16 protein-coding genes are annotated in these 15,799 nt (G+C 60.8%); 11 read left to right on the top strand and 5 right to left on the bottom strand.

The genetic code is table 11. The features are described 5' to 3' along the window. Window positions 1-65 precede the first annotated feature (65 nt). Together AC2YB9_RS10275 and AC2YB9_RS10270 are read left to right on the top strand one after the other, a co-directional pair. Complete coding sequence (locus AC2YB9_RS10275; protein WP_487265250.1) at window positions 66-650, top strand: type IV toxin-antitoxin system AbiEi family antitoxin domain-containing protein; 585 nt, start codon at window positions 66-68, stop codon at window positions 648-650. Further along, entirely contained in the window at window positions 647-1,543 is an 897-nt protein-coding gene (locus AC2YB9_RS10270; RefSeq protein ID WP_487265249.1) for a nucleotidyl transferase AbiEii/AbiGii toxin family protein, read from the top strand. The genes AC2YB9_RS10275 and AC2YB9_RS10270 overlap by 4 nt, the downstream gene beginning before the upstream one ends. A 17-nt stretch (window positions 1,544-1,560) precedes the next feature. Here the strand turns inward: AC2YB9_RS10270 and AC2YB9_RS10265 are convergent, their stop codons facing one another. Both AC2YB9_RS10265 and AC2YB9_RS10260 read right to left on the bottom strand, forming a co-directional pair. Beyond that, complete coding sequence (locus AC2YB9_RS10265) at window positions 1,561-2,868, bottom strand: hypothetical protein (protein WP_487265248.1); 1,308 nt, start codon at window positions 2,866-2,868, stop codon at window positions 1,561-1,563. Next, on the bottom strand, window positions 2,868-3,170 hold the full coding sequence (locus tag AC2YB9_RS10260) for a hypothetical protein (protein ID WP_487265247.1): 303 nt from the start codon (window positions 3,168-3,170) through the stop codon (window positions 2,868-2,870). Before AC2YB9_RS10260 ends, AC2YB9_RS10265 begins: the two co-directional genes overlap by 1 nt. Before the next feature lie 566 nt (window positions 3,171-3,736). Here AC2YB9_RS10260 and AC2YB9_RS10255 point away from each other — a divergent pair. From AC2YB9_RS10255 to AC2YB9_RS10220, 8 genes are all read left to right on the top strand, one after another. After that, entirely contained in the window at window positions 3,737-4,507 is a 771-nt protein-coding gene (locus tag AC2YB9_RS10255) for an IclR family transcriptional regulator (protein ID WP_487265246.1), read from the top strand. Between the two features lie 11 nt (window positions 4,508-4,518). Beyond that, window positions 4,519-5,145: a TetR/AcrR family transcriptional regulator gene (locus AC2YB9_RS10250; RefSeq protein ID WP_487265245.1), complete on the top strand. Its 627-nt coding sequence runs from the start codon at window positions 4,519-4,521 to the stop codon at window positions 5,143-5,145. A 114-nt stretch (window positions 5,146-5,259) separates the two neighbouring features. Beyond that, window positions 5,260-6,153 carry a VOC family protein gene (locus tag AC2YB9_RS10245; RefSeq protein ID WP_487265244.1) on the top strand — a complete coding sequence of 298 codons (894 nt, stop codon included), beginning with the start codon at window positions 5,260-5,262 and terminating at the stop codon, window positions 6,151-6,153. After that, window positions 6,150-7,484, top strand: coding sequence for an aromatic ring-hydroxylating dioxygenase subunit alpha (locus AC2YB9_RS10240; protein ID WP_487265243.1), 1,335 nt, complete (start codon window positions 6,150-6,152; stop codon window positions 7,482-7,484). The genes AC2YB9_RS10245 and AC2YB9_RS10240 overlap by 4 nt, the downstream gene beginning before the upstream one ends. After that, entirely contained in the window at window positions 7,477-8,043 is a 567-nt protein-coding gene (locus AC2YB9_RS10235; RefSeq protein WP_487265242.1) for an aromatic-ring-hydroxylating dioxygenase subunit beta, read from the top strand. Before AC2YB9_RS10240 ends, AC2YB9_RS10235 begins: the two co-directional genes overlap by 8 nt. Beyond that, window positions 8,043-8,429 carry a non-heme iron oxygenase ferredoxin subunit gene (locus tag AC2YB9_RS10230; protein WP_487268596.1) on the top strand — a complete coding sequence of 129 codons (387 nt, stop codon included), beginning with the start codon at window positions 8,043-8,045 and terminating at the stop codon, window positions 8,427-8,429. Before AC2YB9_RS10235 ends, AC2YB9_RS10230 begins: the two co-directional genes overlap by 1 nt. Continuing rightward, window positions 8,416-9,216 (top strand): 3-(cis-5,6-dihydroxycyclohexa-1,3-dien-1-yl)propanoate dehydrogenase, encoded by an 801-nt coding sequence (gene hcaB / locus AC2YB9_RS10225; RefSeq protein WP_487265241.1) that lies wholly within the window; start codon window positions 8,416-8,418, stop codon window positions 9,214-9,216. Before AC2YB9_RS10230 ends, hcaB begins: the two co-directional genes overlap by 14 nt. Further along, entirely contained in the window at window positions 9,213-10,454 is a 1,242-nt protein-coding gene (locus AC2YB9_RS10220; protein WP_487265240.1) for an NAD(P)/FAD-dependent oxidoreductase, read from the top strand. The genes hcaB and AC2YB9_RS10220 overlap by 4 nt, the downstream gene beginning before the upstream one ends. A 71-nt stretch (window positions 10,455-10,525) precedes the next feature. On the opposite strand, the gene AC2YB9_RS10215 is transcribed toward AC2YB9_RS10220, so the two are convergent. Genes AC2YB9_RS10215 through AC2YB9_RS10205 form a run of 3 tightly spaced genes read right to left on the bottom strand, consistent with a single transcriptional unit; the run spans window position 10,526 to window position 13,864 of the window. After that, a complete protein-coding gene (locus AC2YB9_RS10215) occupies window positions 10,526-10,990 on the bottom strand; it encodes a MaoC family dehydratase (protein WP_487265239.1) in 465 nt (154 codons plus the stop codon). 41 nt (window positions 10,991-11,031) lie between these two features. Next, the gene (locus AC2YB9_RS10210) at window positions 11,032-12,249 is read right to left on the bottom strand and encodes an FAD-dependent monooxygenase (RefSeq protein WP_487265238.1); all 1,218 of its coding nucleotides are present in this window, start codon (window positions 12,247-12,249) and stop codon (window positions 11,032-11,034) included. Next, entirely contained in the window at window positions 12,239-13,864 is a 1,626-nt protein-coding gene (locus AC2YB9_RS10205) for a class I adenylate-forming enzyme family protein (RefSeq protein ID WP_487265237.1), read from the bottom strand. Before AC2YB9_RS10205 ends, AC2YB9_RS10210 begins: the two co-directional genes overlap by 11 nt. Before the next feature lie 276 nt (window positions 13,865-14,140). Between AC2YB9_RS10205 and AC2YB9_RS10200 the strand changes: the two genes are divergently transcribed. After that, complete coding sequence (locus AC2YB9_RS10200) at window positions 14,141-15,790, top strand: helix-turn-helix domain-containing protein (RefSeq protein ID WP_487265236.1); 1,650 nt, start codon at window positions 14,141-14,143, stop codon at window positions 15,788-15,790. The last annotated feature ends 9 nt before the right edge of the window (window positions 15,791-15,799 follow it).

The following is a 15,799-nucleotide window of genomic DNA, read 5'->3' as shown; positions in this document are numbered from 1 at the left end:
CATGTAAACAATCCTCTACACTAGGCATATTGCTGTTGAGGGTTGTTCACATTGGAGGTGAGGTCATGACACCGACGAATAGCGAGATGCTCGCTGCACTACCCGATACGTTCCGCTACTCCGAGGCACGCGAACGCATCAGCGAACGTCAGCTTCGCCAACTGATCGTCGACGGCCACATCACCGCGATATCACGGGGGCTCTACCGCAAAAGCGAATGGATCGGGGACGAGGACCTGATCGAAATTGCTGCGAAGTCACCGCGCGCAACGATCTGCCTACGCTCAGCGCTTGCCAAACATGATCTCATCGACGACATCCCTAGCGAGATCGACATCGCGATCCCGCGCGGATCATGGACACCCGACATGACTGCGCCCGTCAGGTGGCGACACTTCGATCCCGACACGTTCGAGATCGGACGAGAACTGCTCGACATCGGCGCTCAGCGCACCATCGGCATCTTCTCCGCAGAGCGCAGCATCATCGACGCCTTCCGCATGCGACACCTCGATGGTCCCGACCTTGCCAACGAGGCACTCAAAAGATGGCTACGTCGTGGCGGACAGCCCTCGGACCTGCTCCAGCTGACACGGTCGTTTCCACGCACACTCACATCGTTGCGCCAGACCTTGGAGATCCTGTTATGAGCCGGGTCTCGCGGGGCACAGTATCGGGTGATGCCTACCTGGATTTGAAGTTGCAGGCACAACGAACTGGCAGGCCCTCTCAGGAGTTACTTCAGCTCTACGTACTCGAAGGCTTCCTAGCAAGACTCGCCGTCAGCGACGCCCGGACAACCTTCGTGCTTAAGGGCGGCGTGCTGCTTGCTGCCTACGGCTCTCGGCGGCCGACCAAGGACGTCGATCTGGCAGCCATCGGCATTGCCAACGACACCGCCGCGTTACTGGAACGGGTGCGTCGCATTCTCCGTGTGACGCTAACCCAGGACGATGGGATTGAGTTCGCGGCCGGCACTGCCACCGCTGAGGTTATCCGTGACGATGAGGAATATTCCGGTGTTCGGGTTCACGTCCAGGCTCGGTTGGCGAGCGCCAAGCTGCCGTTCCATATCGACATCAACGTTGGCGACCCGATCTGGCCCGAACCTACGACCGTGGCCATTCCGCGCCTGCGCGGTGGCACACCGATCGAATTTCCTGGCTACCCGATCCACATGGTGCATGCGGAGAAGATCGTGACCGCCGTACAGCGGGGCGTTGCAAACACGCGCTGGCGGGACTTCGGCGACATCTGGACGCTGTCACGACGTCACCAGATTGACGCACGGGATCTCCGGCAGGCCATTGAGGAGGTAGCTCGATATCGGAACGCCTCGCTGAAGCCGCTGTCGGAAGTACTCGACGGGTTCACCGCTCTAGCGCAGAACCGGTGGTCGCAATGGAGACGCCGCAGTAACTCCGATCACCTGCCCGAACAGTTCGACACAGTGCTCACCGTTGTCGTCGAGTTCGCCGATCCAGTACTCACCGCCAACCCCGACCGATCCGTATGGGACCCACTCACGGGGGCTTGGCGGTAACCACATCGGATCAGAGGTCACAACCCGATCGAACCTCGCATCTCAGGACGATGGGTGATAGCGGCCTCAAAATCGAGACGACTCCGGCGGGCTCCGGCAGACGATCGCGGCTGGAGGGATGGCAGGCGAAGACGAGTGCGCACGATCTTGATGAGACCGGACTGGACGGGCGAGTTGATTGGGGCATAGCGCACCCGCTGCGACTGAACGAGTCCCACGGATTGACTAGTCACGCGTGGCAACTTGACCCTCAGAAAATAGAGCTGTCTGGAGATTCCGTGCTCGACGATTTGAGCAAGTCTTGCGTCGATCAGGGAGAACAATCTGTCGAGCTGGTCCAGTTCGGTGGAGTCGGCCATTTCATGTGGGGCGAGTTTTTGCATGCGGCTGACAACGTTGGCCCCTTGTGCTGCTGCCGGACCGCCATTACCGAGTGGTCCGCGTAGGTTGCGTGTCGCGCGTAGGAGTGCGGTGAAGGTTTCGGTTCGTGTTTCCCATTTCTCAGCCCGAGCTGGCGAAATGGCGCTGGCGCTGCTGACGGCTTGATGGGACACAATGCGTTGTGAGTCGAGGATCCGCCGCATGTTGTGGGCATCGGGGAACTGCGCGAGGTGGACCAGCAGATTGTGCTCACCTTGCAGGATCCCTGCGAGCCCCGGCCGTACTGGCTCGCCGATCGCTGATAGTGGCGGTTCCCAACCTTGTAGGTCGACACTGAGATCTTGGGTCACAGGGCCAACTGATTGCGCGCATGCTTTAGCGGCGTGAGCGAGCCATCCTTGGTCGCGGAGTCTGACCCAGCCGGGGATGCGTGCGTAGCGCCGATCGAGAGCAACCAATCCGTGTGTTATTTCGGCGGAGTCTTTGAGCACCGTCCTGCATTGGCTCTCATTGAGGTGTGAATATCGGAGGCTCGCGCCGAAGTCGTGCTCGCCGAGAGCGGCAGCTCTTGCTACTTGCCGCCAGGTCTCCAGCATTGGGAACTCTTGCGGTGTGGTGAGTTCCTCGAGTGAAGGAAGGCCAGCGCTGGAGGCCGCGACGGCGACCTGCAGTCGGCGGTGCAACTCGCCGCCGGCACCTCGGACCCTTGCGGTGGTACCGTCGAGTTTTATCTGGGGGCTCGCACTGCGAGCAGCTTGAAGGCACCACAGAAGTGCGCCCTGGCGATAGCGGGTGATTTGCTCGCCGAGCAGTTGGCGTTCTTGAATCGTGGTTGTCACGGGGACGGTGTGGATGCCGGGCCCGCCAAGGCGTTGCTGAACACGGTGTTGGCGCAGAAGTGTGGCGAGTTCGGTGCGGAGTTGGCCGCTGTTCTCGCCGTACATTACGGCTCGTCCTTGTCGTGGGCTTCCTGCAGCATGGCCAGAACCAGCTCGATCTGGAGGCCGTCGACGCCGTGAAGATCGCCAAGCTCCTCGATGGTCGAAGCAGCGACGGCGAACAGAACACTGCGACCGCCGGCGAGCCCGTCAGTGTCGAGCGCTGGAGTGTCGTCGCCGTGGATCCAATCGAGCTGGAAGAGGACCTGTTCGTAGTCCACGGCAGCGTCAAAGGACTGGGCAAGATCGGCCAATGCTGCGACGTAGGAGCGAGCCTGCGATAGAGCAACTGCGTGTGCGAGCAGCATGGCTGCCTCCTTCTAGAACGTGCACGGCGCGAATGGGGCGCCATCAATCACAGTGAGTTGACCGGATGTATTCGCCGCCGACGATGGAGAAACCGGTGGACAACGACGGTCTGGGCGAGGTCGTGGAAGGTTAGGACGCTCGTGAACGGACCAGATCCTCAATACGGCGACGCTCGGTCACGTCGTCGATCACGAATTGAACGAAGTCCGCATCGCGGTCGACGATCACCATCTCCGCGGTCACAAGATCGGGTGCCTCACCGGGCCATATCGTGTGTCGTGTTGGTCGGTCACGATCCACTCGGGTACCCGATGTGGAGACCCATTCGCGGAGCCGGATCTTGGCGTCAGCGAGGTCGCGATGCCACGCCAGCGGCGCCGAGGGTGAGCCATCGTGATTGTAGGAGTTGAGTCAGTGCTAATGCAGCGCTGACAGTTCCCACACCAGCTCGTCGTGTCGGTGCCAGAACGGTGGAATGACCGTTGGTGGCAGACCTAAAGCGTTGACGCTGACCATTTAAGTGCTAGCCTCTACTAGAACGATCATTCTAGTGACGGGAGTCACAATGGCACCCACGTCGAATCCAGTGGTGGAAGCACTCGGCCCCTCGTCGGTGTTGTTGAAGGCTTTCGACGTGCTGGAGACCTTCAGCGCGAGTAAACGTGCGCTGACGTTCAGTGAGATTGTCCGCCGGAGCGGTCTACCAAAATCCACTACTCACCGAGTGCTGTCCATGCTCGTCGAATTGAAGGCCGTTGAGCGGGTCGGCGCTGAGTACCGCATCGGGCTTCGCATGTTCAGGGTCGGAGCGTGCTCATCGGGTGTCGACCTCCGAGACGTGGCGCTTCCTTATCTCGCGCGGCTCCGTCGACTCACCCGAATGACTGTGCATCTCGCGGTCTTGGAGGGAGATGAAGTGGTGTACCTTGAGAAGCTCTCAAGTCGTGAGGTGCCAGCATCGCCAGCGGTGGTCGGCGGCCGACTCCCAGCCTCGGTGACGGGGGTTGGCCGAGCTTTGCTTGCCTTCAAAAGCCCACTGCCCACCGATGAGCATCTCGCGCCGGACCTCGTCTGTGGCGCGAGCGGGCGCCTGGGACAGCTCTTGGCTGCGGCCCGCCGAGAAGGGATTGCACGTGATCGAGGTGAGACGGTGCCCGGCCTTGGTTGTGTGGCCGCTCCGGTATTCGTTCACGGGCGCGCGGTCGCGGCGGTGTCGCTCACGTTTCCGCTGGGTGGGACATCGGACGCGGGACTCGTTGCTCCTCTGAGAGAAGCCACGAAGGCGATCGGGCAGGCGTTGGCGCTGCGCGCTCCCTTCATACTTGCTGACGTGTAAGACTACCTACTGTGTCGCAGTCAGCCGTGGTGCCGGGTAGATCCCGCGAGATTTTCCTTGATACAGCTGAAAAGTTGATAGCTCGCATCGGTTACGAGCGGGCGTCGATCTCCATGATTTGCAGGCAAGCGGGGCTGCCGAGTGGATCGCTTTATCACCACTTTGGCAACAAGGCAGGCTTGCTCGCCGCAGTAATTGAGCGCGGTACCCAGCGCTTCTTCTTGGCCATGCCACGTCCGTCCGAGGCGACTGGAATGCCAGAAGAGCGGATGCGGTCATATTGGGAGGCTTCCGCCGACGCGATCATTGCCAACCTGAACTACTTCCAGGTGGAGTCCGATGTGCTGCGCTTTGGGCGAAGCGACCCTAGGGTCGTGAAGGCCATGGCCATGGTGCGCGAACTAGCTGAAGAGCATCTTGCTGCTGTTCTCACACCCTATGCGCACGATCTCGGCATCGAGGGGCCAGAGCCATTGGTACGGCGCCTGGTCACAGTGTCGTTGACCTACGCCAGAGGCGCTGCGCTTGAGGCGGGCACGGATGTGGACCACCTGCGGATGCTGATGTCCGAGCTCTATTACGTCGTGCGGGCTTCGATGATGGCGGCCGCAGAACCCGCCGCTGTCGCTGATCTTTAGCGAGTAGTTCCGGAGGCCGGAACCGGCAGTTCTGGACCCCGGAACGAAGTCTTGGACGCCCTTGGAAGAGGCCGCAGTCTTGGTGTACCTGAACCCTATGGAGGTACGCAAATCATGAACACGATTGCAGGACTCGGCCATTTGGTCGTACGTGGCCCGATCGCTGAATGGCGAAAATTTGGAACTGAGGTTCTCGGCATGCAACTGGTCGACGGCCTGGACGAATCGACGATCGCGTTCAGGACTGACGAGCGAGCGTTCCGTCTCGTGGTCGAGGACGGCCCACCCGGGCCCGATTCGCTGCTGGCCTTGGGTTTTGAGGCTGCGAGCATAAGCGCCTTCGAGAACTTGATTGCCCGATTGCGCGGTCAAGGCATTGAGGTAACTGAGAACTCAGAGCTTGCGAATCGCAGGCGGGTGCGCCGGCTCGCGGAATTCAACGACATTGATGGCAACCGTGTGGAGCTCCATATTTCTCCGGAGTCGCAGCGCGCACCGTTCGTCTCGCCGCGCGGCGTGCAATTCGTGTGTGGCGACCTTGGCCTCGGGCATGTTTTCATGCTCAGCGAGGACCCTCAGCGAAGCGCGGCCTTCTATCAGGAGGTGCTTGGATTCCTGTTCAGCGACACGATTTCGCTTGGCCCGGAGACTGGGATCTTCCTGCACTGCAATCCCCGTCATCACACAATTGCATTTGCGTCGATACCAGGCCTCCCCGTTGGCCTGAACCACCTCATGGTCGAGGTGAATGCTCTCGAAACAGTCGGCCGTGCGCTGGATATTGTCCAGGAGCGTGACCAGCCGATTGTGATGACTATTGGTGAGCACACCAATGACCGGATGACCTCTTTCTACGTGCAGACGCCCTCCGGGTTTGCCGTTGAGTACGGCTTTAATGGCCGTCTCATTGACGATGAGGTCTGGAAGCCCGAGCATCACGACGCTCCCAGCCTGTGGGGACACCACTTCTCGTTACCGCCAGCGATAGCGGCGGAGGTCCAAGCATGAATGAGGCCGCAGATCTTGTTGACCCAGCCCGTGGCTTTGTGGATCCGACCGTTTACACCGACGCCGACGTCTACGAGCAGGAGCTCGAACGTGTTTTCGGGCGTAGTTGGCTCTTCTTGGCCCACGATTCCCAGCTACCCCGACCGGGCAGCTTCGTGCAGACCTACATGGGCGAGGACGCGGTCCTCGTCGTTCGGCAGCGGGACAAATCTGTCAAGGCGTTCCTGAACCAATGCCGTCACCGCGGTATGCGCATCTGCCGTGCGGACCAGGGGACGAGTAAGACGTTCACCTGCAGTTATCACGGTTGGGCTTACGATCTCGAAGGGAACCTCATCAGTGTCCCGATGGAGGACCGGGCGTACCGAAACAACATCGACAAGAGCCAGTGGGGAGCGCAGAAAGTCCCCAGAATCGCGCACTACAAGGGTCTTTGGTTCGGCACGTGGTCAGAAGATATTCCGGAGTTTGAAGAGTATCTGGGCGATATGGCCTACTTCCTAGATGCCACTGTCGACCGGTGGGATAACGGCATTGAGTTCGTTCCTGGGGTCACGAAGTGGGTGATTGACTGCAACTGGAAGTTCCCAGCTGAACAGTTTGCAAGCGACATGTATCACGCTCCGATTTCGCACACGTCAGCAATGATGGCGTTGGTCGACGACCCGGACTTCTTCAGTGTAGTTCCTCCCGAGGGCACTCCTGGTGGGCAGTACGCGGGCAACGGCCACGGCTCGGGAAGCTTCTGGTTGCCCGAGTTGGCCATGCCGGATCCGATTGGTGGACCAGTATGGACCCAATGGCTCGCCGAGCAAGAAGAGCAGGTGGACCGGCGTATCGGACTGGAACGGGCAACCAAGGTCCCGATGTCGCATAACACCATTTTCCCGAACTTCTCATGGTTAGTGCCCGCCTCGACGATGCGGGTTTGGCACCCACGTGGGCCCAACCAAATCGAAGTGTGGGCGTGGACATACGTTCCGGTCGACGCTCCGCCTGATGTAAAGGCTGCCATGCGGCAGGGGACGCAGCGGACCTTCAGCCCGGCCGGCGCATTTGAGACTGATGACGGCGAGAACTGGACCGAGATGCAGCAGGTTCTGCGCGGTTGGCGTGCCCGCAAATCCGCATTCAACGTTCAAATGGGTCTGGGTTTCGAGGAACGAGACAACCGAGGGTGGAAGGGCCTATCGGATGACGTTTACAGCGAGATGGCCGCTCGCGGCTTCTACCAACGTTGGAGTGACCTCATGCGAGGAATGTCTTGGACCGAAATCACAGAGGCTGATCGAGTGCGGAATCAGACGTTGGGGGTGACTTCTCATGACTGAACAGATGGACGCAGCAACCCCATCGTCATCATTTCGGCGAGTGGACGTGAACACGCAGCACACGGTGGAGCAGTTTCTCTACGCCGAAGCCGAACTCCTTGATCAGCACCGCTATCTCGAGTGGATTGAACTGTTCGCTGACGATGTCCGGTATTGGGCGCCCACACGAATGACGCGCACGTATCGAGATCGGGACTTGGAGATCTCGGCGGACGATGAGACCGCCTACTTCGATGACAATGCGTTCTACCTGCGGGGGAGGGTGCGGCGCCTCAACTCGCATGTCGCTTGGTCCGAAGAACCTCCTTCTAGGACTCGTCGATTGATCACGAACGTGCGTATACGTCGTTTTGAGGACGGCGCGTTGGAGGTCATCTCGAACGTCTATGTCTACCGGAGCCGGCTTGAGCGGCATCAGGACTGGTTCGTCGGTGAGCGCTTCGACGTGCTTCGGCCGGCGGACGTTGCTGACGCGGAGTATCCATTCGTGATCGCTGCACGAAAGATTGTGCTGGATCAGACGACGCTGCTGGCGCCGAGCATCAGCATCCTGTTGTGATGGTGGTGCGAGAGACGCGCCTACCTGACTTGGAGGGGCGGCGTTGGATCTGGGCATTAGTTCGTGACCAGCTTGAAGAGGACGAGGGTTTTCGGGTTGACACAGAGCCCCCAATCTCGGTTTATGCAACACAGGATGAACTCTTCTGCATTGATGACACCTGCACCCACGAAAAGTTCTCGCTTGCCGAAGGCTGGGTCGAGAACTGCATGGTGGAGTGCGCCCTTCATATGGCGAAATTCAACCTGCGGACAGGTGCGGCAATGACACCGCCGGCCAGTCGACCGGTGGCGGTGCACCCGGTGACAGAGGTCGACGGTGCGGTGTATGTCGCGATTCCCAATGATTACGTGTATGAGAAGGAGGCCACCGATGGGCTGGCTTGAGGACATGAGCATTGTTGTGACGGGTGCCGGGTCTGGACTCGGTCGTGCGTTGACGCACCGCTTCGTCGCAGAAGGGGCGCGCGTCGTCGGTTTCGATAAGTCAGCGGAGAAGCTCGATGCGCTGAAACATGATCTGGGCGATGCCGTGGCGATCGCGCAGGGGGACGTTACCAGCTATACAGACAACGAAGCGGCCTGCCGTCTTGCCGTTGAGCGGTTCGGCAAGTTAGACACCTTCGTCGGAAATGCGGGACTGTGGGACTTTGGCGCCAGTTTGGCGGATACTTCGCCGGAGGAGCTCGCTGCGGGTTTTGATGAACTCTTCGCAGTTAACGTTAAGGCCTATCTCATTGGTGCGAAGGCCGCCCTGCCAGAGCTGAAGAAGAGCCGGGGCTCGATCATCTTCACCCTCTCCAACGCGGCATTCTTCCCCGCTGGGGGAGGACCGCTCTATGTTGCCAGCAAGCACGCCGGCGTCGGCATGGTCAAGCAGCTTGCTTACGAACTGGCACCTGAGGTGAGGGTCAACGCCGTGGCTCCGGGTGGCATGTCGACTGATCTACGGGGGCCGGCGGCATTGGGTCAGAGTGACTCGGCGATCAGTGAAGCGATCCCGATCCGAGAGATCGTGCGAGAGATGACGGCCCTGCATCTGGATATCGAGGCTGAGGACTATGCGGGGGCGTACGTGCTCCTGGCGGCTCGCCAAGAGTCGTCGACTGTCACTGGGTCGATCCTTGACGTCAGCAGTTTTGGCATCCCGGCACGATCTTCCGCAGTCGAATGAGCACGGTGCCACCGGGACCAGATGGGCACATTGTTGTGGTCGGAGCCGGAGTGGCTGGGTTGTCGGCGGTTCAGGGCATGCGGATGCACGGCTTTGAAGGAGCTATCACCCTATTCGAGGCGACTCCTGACCTCCCTTACGAGCGTCCGCCACTGTCAAAGAAATTGGGCGATCTGGAAGCCATCCCACTGATCGTGCCGGCTGAGTTCTACGCCCGCAACCGGGTCGAGTTACGACTTGATACCGCGGTTGTCGCTGTTTCCGGGTCGGAGCACGAGGTGCTGCTGTCGGGCGATGAGTCGGTGCGCGCCGACGCCGTTGTGCTGGCGACCGGTGTCGCGCCGCGTCAGCTCGCGGTCGAGGGCGTGGACCTCGCGAACGTGCTGCCGCTGCGAGATCTTGCTGATGCTCGACGACTGTCCAGTCGGCTCGAGGCTGGCGGTCCCATCGTCGTGATCGGGGGTGGCTTTATCGGACTCGAAGTTGCTGCGGTCGCGCGCTCCCGTGGTCTTGACGTCACCATTGTTGAGTGCCAAGCCTTGCCACTTGAGGGAGTTCTCGGCACGGACGTCGCTTCGTTCGTCAACCACCTCCATCGGGACCGTGGCGTGCGGTTTCGAACTGGGCGCCAAGTCCAGCGCCTACTCGGGCGATCGGAAGTCGAGGAAGTCGAGCTCGATCAGGGCGAGCGCTTACCAGCGGCGACGGTGATCGTAGGAATTGGCGTGATGCCGCGGGACAACTTGGCCCGCGACGCTGGCGTTGCTTGCGATGACGGGATCATCGTGGATCGATACGGGCGGACCAGCGTCCCTTGGATATGGGCTGCGGGCGATGTCGCACGGCAGGTCAATCGGCACCTTCACCACCCCCAGCGAGTTGAGCACTGGGAGGTCGCGAAGCAACACGGCTTGGCCGTAGGAGCGAGTGTGGTCGGCGCTGCCGCCGAGTGCCACGATGTGCCCTATTTCTGGTCCGACCAGTATGGCTTGAAGTTGCAGATGTATGGGAGATCTCATCCTGGTGACACCGTGGTCGTGCGCGAAGGATCGACTTCCGAGCGATTTCTGACCTGCTGGTTACGGGATGATCGGATTGTTGCTGCGGCTGGCCTCGACGAAGCTAAAGACATCCGAGCGCTAAAGATGTTGGTCGAGGCGCGTCCGATCATCGCTCCGGATGTGCTAGCCAGCAGATCAACGAATCTCAGGAACCTGGCTCGCGAAGTTGCTCAGTAGCCAACCTGAGAATGAGGGGCTGACCGGACAATCATTCTGTCCGATCAGCCCCTCATTTCTCAGTTGGGACGTCAGGATTCCGGGTAGTAACGGAAGATGATGTCGGCCACGCAGGCCGGCTTATCCGAACCTTCGAGTTCGATGACGCACCTGTAATAACAGTCGGTTCCCGCGTCGTTCTTGGAGTCCATGACGTCGGTGAGGTGGACGTGGAGACGCAGCCGGGAGCCATTGGGTACGGCTTGAGGGAAGCGGGCCCGGTCAATGCCATAGTTGAGCCCCATTCGAACGTCATCCAGCTGGAACGTCTGCTGAATCAGCCCGCCGATAAGGCTGAGGGAATGGTATCCGTGCGCGATCGTGCCGCCGAATGGCGTCTCAGCCGCCTGTGCAGGGTCCACGTGGATGAAGTTGTGGTCAAGAGTGGCATCGGCGAACTTGTTGATGGCGCTCTGATCGATGGTGGCCCATGGACTCGTACCGATTTGCATACCGACGCGTGCCTTGAGGCCAGGAATGCCACTGATATGTTCCATGATTTTCCTTTGATGTGATGGTGGGGATTTTGTGGACGAATTCAGAACCGTGAGGTTGGTCGTGCGGGAGCGGAAGGTCCCATTGGGCCGCGATCCAGCCACTCACCGATGCGGCGTGAGCGTGGGGCAAGCAGAGCTGCTGCACGCTCTTGGAGGCGGCGCCGTGGCGAGGCCGCCTCCATGCGTGCGAGCGCAGAGACGGCGGCATCCCGATTGGCCATTCCAGCAAGGCGCCGATCTTCCGCGGCCAAACGGATCGTCGCGGCCGCCGTTCCGCGGTCACTGGCCTGGCCGGCAGACACGATCGCCTCGACAGCGGTGATTGCGTCAGGAACCCCGGAGTTCAGACCTCGCCCCCCTCCGAAGGGTGGGAAGAGATGTGCTGCCTCGCCGGTCAGAATCACTCTTGCGTGAGCATCGGTGTAAGACAGGGCCACTGAACGGTTAAATCGGTAGGTCGAAACCCACACCCGAGCCTCGGCGTATTTGGCGCCCGCGACTGCAGTGATCCATTCGGAGAGTTTGGGCTCCTGCTGCCACGGCGTCACGTCCTCGCCGGGATGGCATTCAAGATCGAGACGCCAACCGCCGCCGAAGGGGACGAGTAGTACATTGCGTCCGCCAACCGCAGGATGACGGTAATGGAACGTACGGATCCGCTCCAGGGGTGCTGCTGGGTCCTCGGCGACATCAACGATGACGAAACTCGACTCAGAGCGATCTCCATCGAGTTGGATCCCGAGCGAACGCCGAACGACCGATCTCGCTCCGTCAGCGGCAACGACGTAGGCGGCTCGACAAGAGCTCCCATCGCCCAGGTCAAGGGTTGCGCCGGTCTCGTCGGTCTGGACCCCCGAAACGGGACTCTTCCAACGGAAGCTCACGCCCTCATCACGACACCGTTGAAGCAAGATGCCTTCGGTGTCGTGCTGCGAGATGGCTGCACCAAACCGGCCAGGTGGGGCGGTCGGGAAACGCTTGAGGTATACCTCCTTCCCTGCATATGTCGTGCGCAAGGTGTGCCAGTTCGTTGACTGGGCAACCATCGCCTCGGTCACGCCGGGAGCTACTGACTCCCATAAGTCCAAGGTCTCCCGGTACAGATAGGTGGCCCGGCTCCCCGGCCTCGCACGATCTTCAGGGTCCGCCTCGATCACTTCCACGCGGAGCCCGTGATGGCGTGCTGCGAGGGCTGCAGTGAGCCCGACCGGTCCTGCTCCGACGATAACGATAGGTAGAGCAGAGTTGTCAGAGTGCATTGATGGAGTCCTCTCCAGAACGTGTATGGACGGCGGCTTCTAGCTGCTTTCGGATGCCAACGCGATCGGCCTTGCCGTTGGCGAGCAGGGGTAGCTCGTCGAAGCGATGGAAGTGCTTGGGGATCTTGAATCCGGATAGACGTTCACGTAGGTGCCGGCGTAGATCTTTTTCTGATGGGTTAGTGCCGTGAATCGGTACCCAAGCGGTGTGGGCCGCTTCCCCGTACTCCGGATCTTTGATCCCAACCACGATCGCTATACCGACGTCTGGATGCGACTCCAAAGCGGTCTCGATCTCGAAGGGCGAGAGGTTGTAGCCGCCCGACCGGATCAGGAGTTTAAGCCTCCCAGTCAGCACCAGCCGTCCGTAGGCGTCGAGGTAGCCAAGATCGCCCGTATGGAACCAGCCGTCACCGTCGATGGCCTCTGCGGTCGCCTCGCGGTTCTGCCAGTACGTCGCCATCATTCCGACGCGGCGAAGTAGAACCTCTCCGCTCAACTCATCATCGTCGCGCTCGATCCGCAACTCGACGTCGTCCAGAGGTCGTCCTACTGTTGTCACCACGTCGTGTGGAGATTCGCCGGGATCAGTGAGGGTGATACAGGCCATCTCGGACATGCCATAAGAGGAGCCGACCTCATCCGACCATTCAGCGATTGCTAACGCGGTGCGTTCAGGGAGCTGACCCGCCCACCAGACGAACTCCAGGCTGGAGAGATCACATATTTCGAACTCGTCGAGTGCGACGATGCGGTTCAACATCGTGGGGATAGCTCCCATCCACACGGTTACTCGCTCACACTCAATGGCGTACAGCACCTCACGCGCGTCGAACCGAGGTACCTGAATCATCGTGGCCCCGCTGAGCACCGCAGCAGTGAGCTCGTTGCCGAGGTGCCCGATGTGATCGATCGGCATCGTTGATAGCAAGCGTGGCGGGCCAATTGGGTTCCGACGCAGCAGAGCGCGGTAGTTCAGCAGCGAACGATGTGACAACACGACGCCCTTCGGACTGCCGGTCGTTCCGGAGGTGTAGACGATGGTCAGCGGGGTGTGCTCGTCGAAGTCGCTAATGGCTGGAGGTGTGAGCTGAACGCTCGAGGAGTCCGGGTCCGTGTCGGCCAAAAATGCGGCAAACTCTGGCGCCATGGTGCCATCTGCGCTGAAGCTCAGCATGATCGGTTCGGAAAGGTCGTGCATCGTCGCTGCCAAAGCGAGGTCGTAGGTGCGATCGCCGAGGTCTGGATCGGGCATGGCGAAAAGGATCGTCGGCTGCGCATTGGCGCACACGAAGTCTAGATCGCTGCGTTGGAGGCGTGTGCCCAATCCGAGGTAGATGGCGCCGAGCTTGGCGCAGGCGAGGAATAGAAAGTCGGCCTCCGGGCGCGTGGGGCTGAGAATCGCGACACGATCGCCCGGCTGCACTCCAGATGCCACGAGTCCGGCCGCGCAGCGGTCGACTGTTTCGAGCGCCTGTAGCCATGTGTATCGGGCCGAGCGGTGTACCAAGAACTCACGTCCGGGGTGTTGCTGCGCTCCGTCTCGGAAGACCTCGTAGAGGTTGACTGCGCTGGCGTGCTGCTCGTCGGGGTTGGATGGGTCAGTGGGGTTCACGTCTAGGCCCTCCTAGGAGATACGCCGGCCATTGCGGCCGGAAACGCCGACACTCGGCTCTTAACCACTGTCGATGCCAGGTACAGGTGAAGCCATGGACGATTGCGCCCAAACTGATGCAATCTTTTGTTGCACTCCGACAAGGTCGAAGCGATGCGGCTCACGAGAACGTGAAGATCACCGGACGGGTTGACGCAATGTCGACCAACCACAATCAGCGGTTTGAAGACCGCCACCTGTCTCCAGCCGGCGAGTCCTACGGGCTAGGGTGGTGCCGTGGTTGCGGCGTCGGAACCGATTGCGAGTCTCGAGCTATTGGCGACCCTGCATGACGTGCTTGCGGCTCGAACCAGCGGGCAACTTGAGATCGCCACGGTCACTGCGGCCCGCACGCTCTTCTCCGCCGATGCTGCCTTCTGGATGGATCTCGTCGACGGCGGGTTGGAGATGACCGCTCTCGTGGGTCTGGCCCAACCTGAGGCACATCAGCTTTCGGTTGTCCCGTCAGGGGTGGGAATCGGATCTGACATCTTGATGGAGGGTGCGCCCGCGGCGGTTGAGAACTATGCGGCCGACAGTCGAGCAGTGCCTTCATTTGCAGCGCTTTTCCAGCGCGAGGGGATCATCTCGGTTGGCGGAGCGCCCATTCCCTCGTCCGGAGGGGCGTCCGGCGTCCTCTACGTGCTTAGCCGACGCAGGCGGCTGTTCACTGACGCCGAGTTGCAACTGCTGACCTCTGTCGCCGGTATTGCCAGAGAGCTGAGGACCCACATCCGCGAACGCGAAAGACTTGCGCTCGAACGAGATGATGCCCGCGGCCAGGTCGAAGCACACGGACAGCTGCTTGGAGCAGCGACTGGACTGTTGACAGCCATGCTGGATGGCGAGGATCTGCCGGCCAGTCTGCAGGCAGCTTCGGACCAACTTGGGGTGCGGCTACGCGTTGAAGGTTTATCCGCCCGGTTTGGGGGTGAGGCATCGATTGACAACAGCGAGCGGGTGCACCCGTTGGCTCGGGTTGAAGCTCGAATCCGTGGGGCAGACTCGGCAATGCTAGTGGCTGACGCGGAGGTTAATACAGACAGCCTGAAGTTATTATCGAGCCTGATCAGCCTCGATTTCCACCGGCGGCGCGCTCAGTTTGAGACGGAGATCCGACTGACTGATCAACTTGTCGACAGCCTGCTATCCAGCGAGACTGACGACCTAGAGCGGCTGTGGCGAAGGGCCTCTCTGCTTGGGATGGATCTCGCGACCCCTCGTGCCGTGGTGAGTGTTGGACACTCACAGCTGGCAGACCGGGCGCTTCTGGATCGCCTCAACCGAGAGTTGCGGTCGAGGACCAGCGGCGGGCAGGCAACGACGTACGACGGTGATGTGATCCTGCTCTGGCCCGTGCCCACCCCCGACGATGAGGGAGCACTCCGAGATCAGGTTGAGAACATGGTGCGCTCGTCACGGGCGCCGCGGTTGACTGCCGGGATTGGACCGGTGTGCCGGGGTGCTGAGGATTACCCCGCCGCGGTCCGCGAGGCCATGTTCGCCCGGCAGGTGGCCGTGCACAGCACGACCGAGAAGCGGGTGATCGCGACAGGCGAGCTCGGCATGTACCGTCTTTTTGCCCATGTTGGGGGCATGTCAGCATTGCGCGCCGCTGTACAGGAGACTCTGGGCTCGCTGTTACAGGCCGATGCTCGAGACGGCTCAGACTTGGCGCACACGTTGCGGGCTTTTCTGGAGCGTGACCGCAGGCTTGCGGAGACTGCACGCGCGCTGCATCTGCATGTGAACTCCCTTCGTTATCGGATCGATCGCATCGCTCGACTGCTCGACGTCGATCTCGATGATCCAGAGGCTCGGTTCTTCACGCTGCTCGCATTGCGCCTCAGCTCCATCGTCGGTGAGGCCACCGGAGAGGGACAATAACGAAGTCGG

The sequence above is a fragment of the Aeromicrobium changchenzhani genome, assembly GCF_057586615.1.
Note: the sequence above shows the minus strand (reverse complement) of the source record. Positions and strands in the feature narration are given on the sequence as shown.

Bases quoted from the DNA above. Each gene is read 5' to 3' on its own strand.
- AC2YB9_RS10275 (WP_487265250.1), top strand. From the start codon at position 66: ATGACACCGACGAATAGCGAGATGCTCGCTGCACTACCCGATACGTTC.
- AC2YB9_RS10270 (WP_487265249.1), top strand. From the start codon at position 647: ATGAGCCGGGTCTCGCGGGGCACAGTATCGGGTGATGCCTACCTGGAT.
- AC2YB9_RS10265 (WP_487265248.1), bottom strand. From the start codon at position 2,868: ATGTACGGCGAGAACAGCGGCCAACTCCGCACCGAACTCGCCACACTT.
- AC2YB9_RS10260 (WP_487265247.1), bottom strand. From the start codon at position 3,170: ATGCTGCTCGCACACGCAGTTGCTCTATCGCAGGCTCGCTCCTACGTC.
- AC2YB9_RS10255 (WP_487265246.1), top strand. From the start codon at position 3,737: ATGGCACCCACGTCGAATCCAGTGGTGGAAGCACTCGGCCCCTCGTCG.
- AC2YB9_RS10245 (WP_487265244.1), top strand. From the start codon at position 5,260: ATGAACACGATTGCAGGACTCGGCCATTTGGTCGTACGTGGCCCGATC.
- AC2YB9_RS10240 (WP_487265243.1), top strand. From the start codon at position 6,150: ATGAATGAGGCCGCAGATCTTGTTGACCCAGCCCGTGGCTTTGTGGAT.
- AC2YB9_RS10235 (WP_487265242.1), top strand. From the start codon at position 7,477: ATGACTGAACAGATGGACGCAGCAACCCCATCGTCATCATTTCGGCGA.
- AC2YB9_RS10230 (WP_487268596.1), top strand. From the start codon at position 8,043: ATGGTGGTGCGAGAGACGCGCCTACCTGACTTGGAGGGGCGGCGTTGG.
- hcaB (WP_487265241.1), top strand. From the start codon at position 8,416: ATGGGCTGGCTTGAGGACATGAGCATTGTTGTGACGGGTGCCGGGTCT.
- AC2YB9_RS10220 (WP_487265240.1), top strand. From the start codon at position 9,213: ATGAGCACGGTGCCACCGGGACCAGATGGGCACATTGTTGTGGTCGGA.
- AC2YB9_RS10215 (WP_487265239.1), bottom strand. From the start codon at position 10,990: ATGGAACATATCAGTGGCATTCCTGGCCTCAAGGCACGCGTCGGTATG.
- AC2YB9_RS10210 (WP_487265238.1), bottom strand. From the start codon at position 12,249: ATGCACTCTGACAACTCTGCTCTACCTATCGTTATCGTCGGAGCAGGA.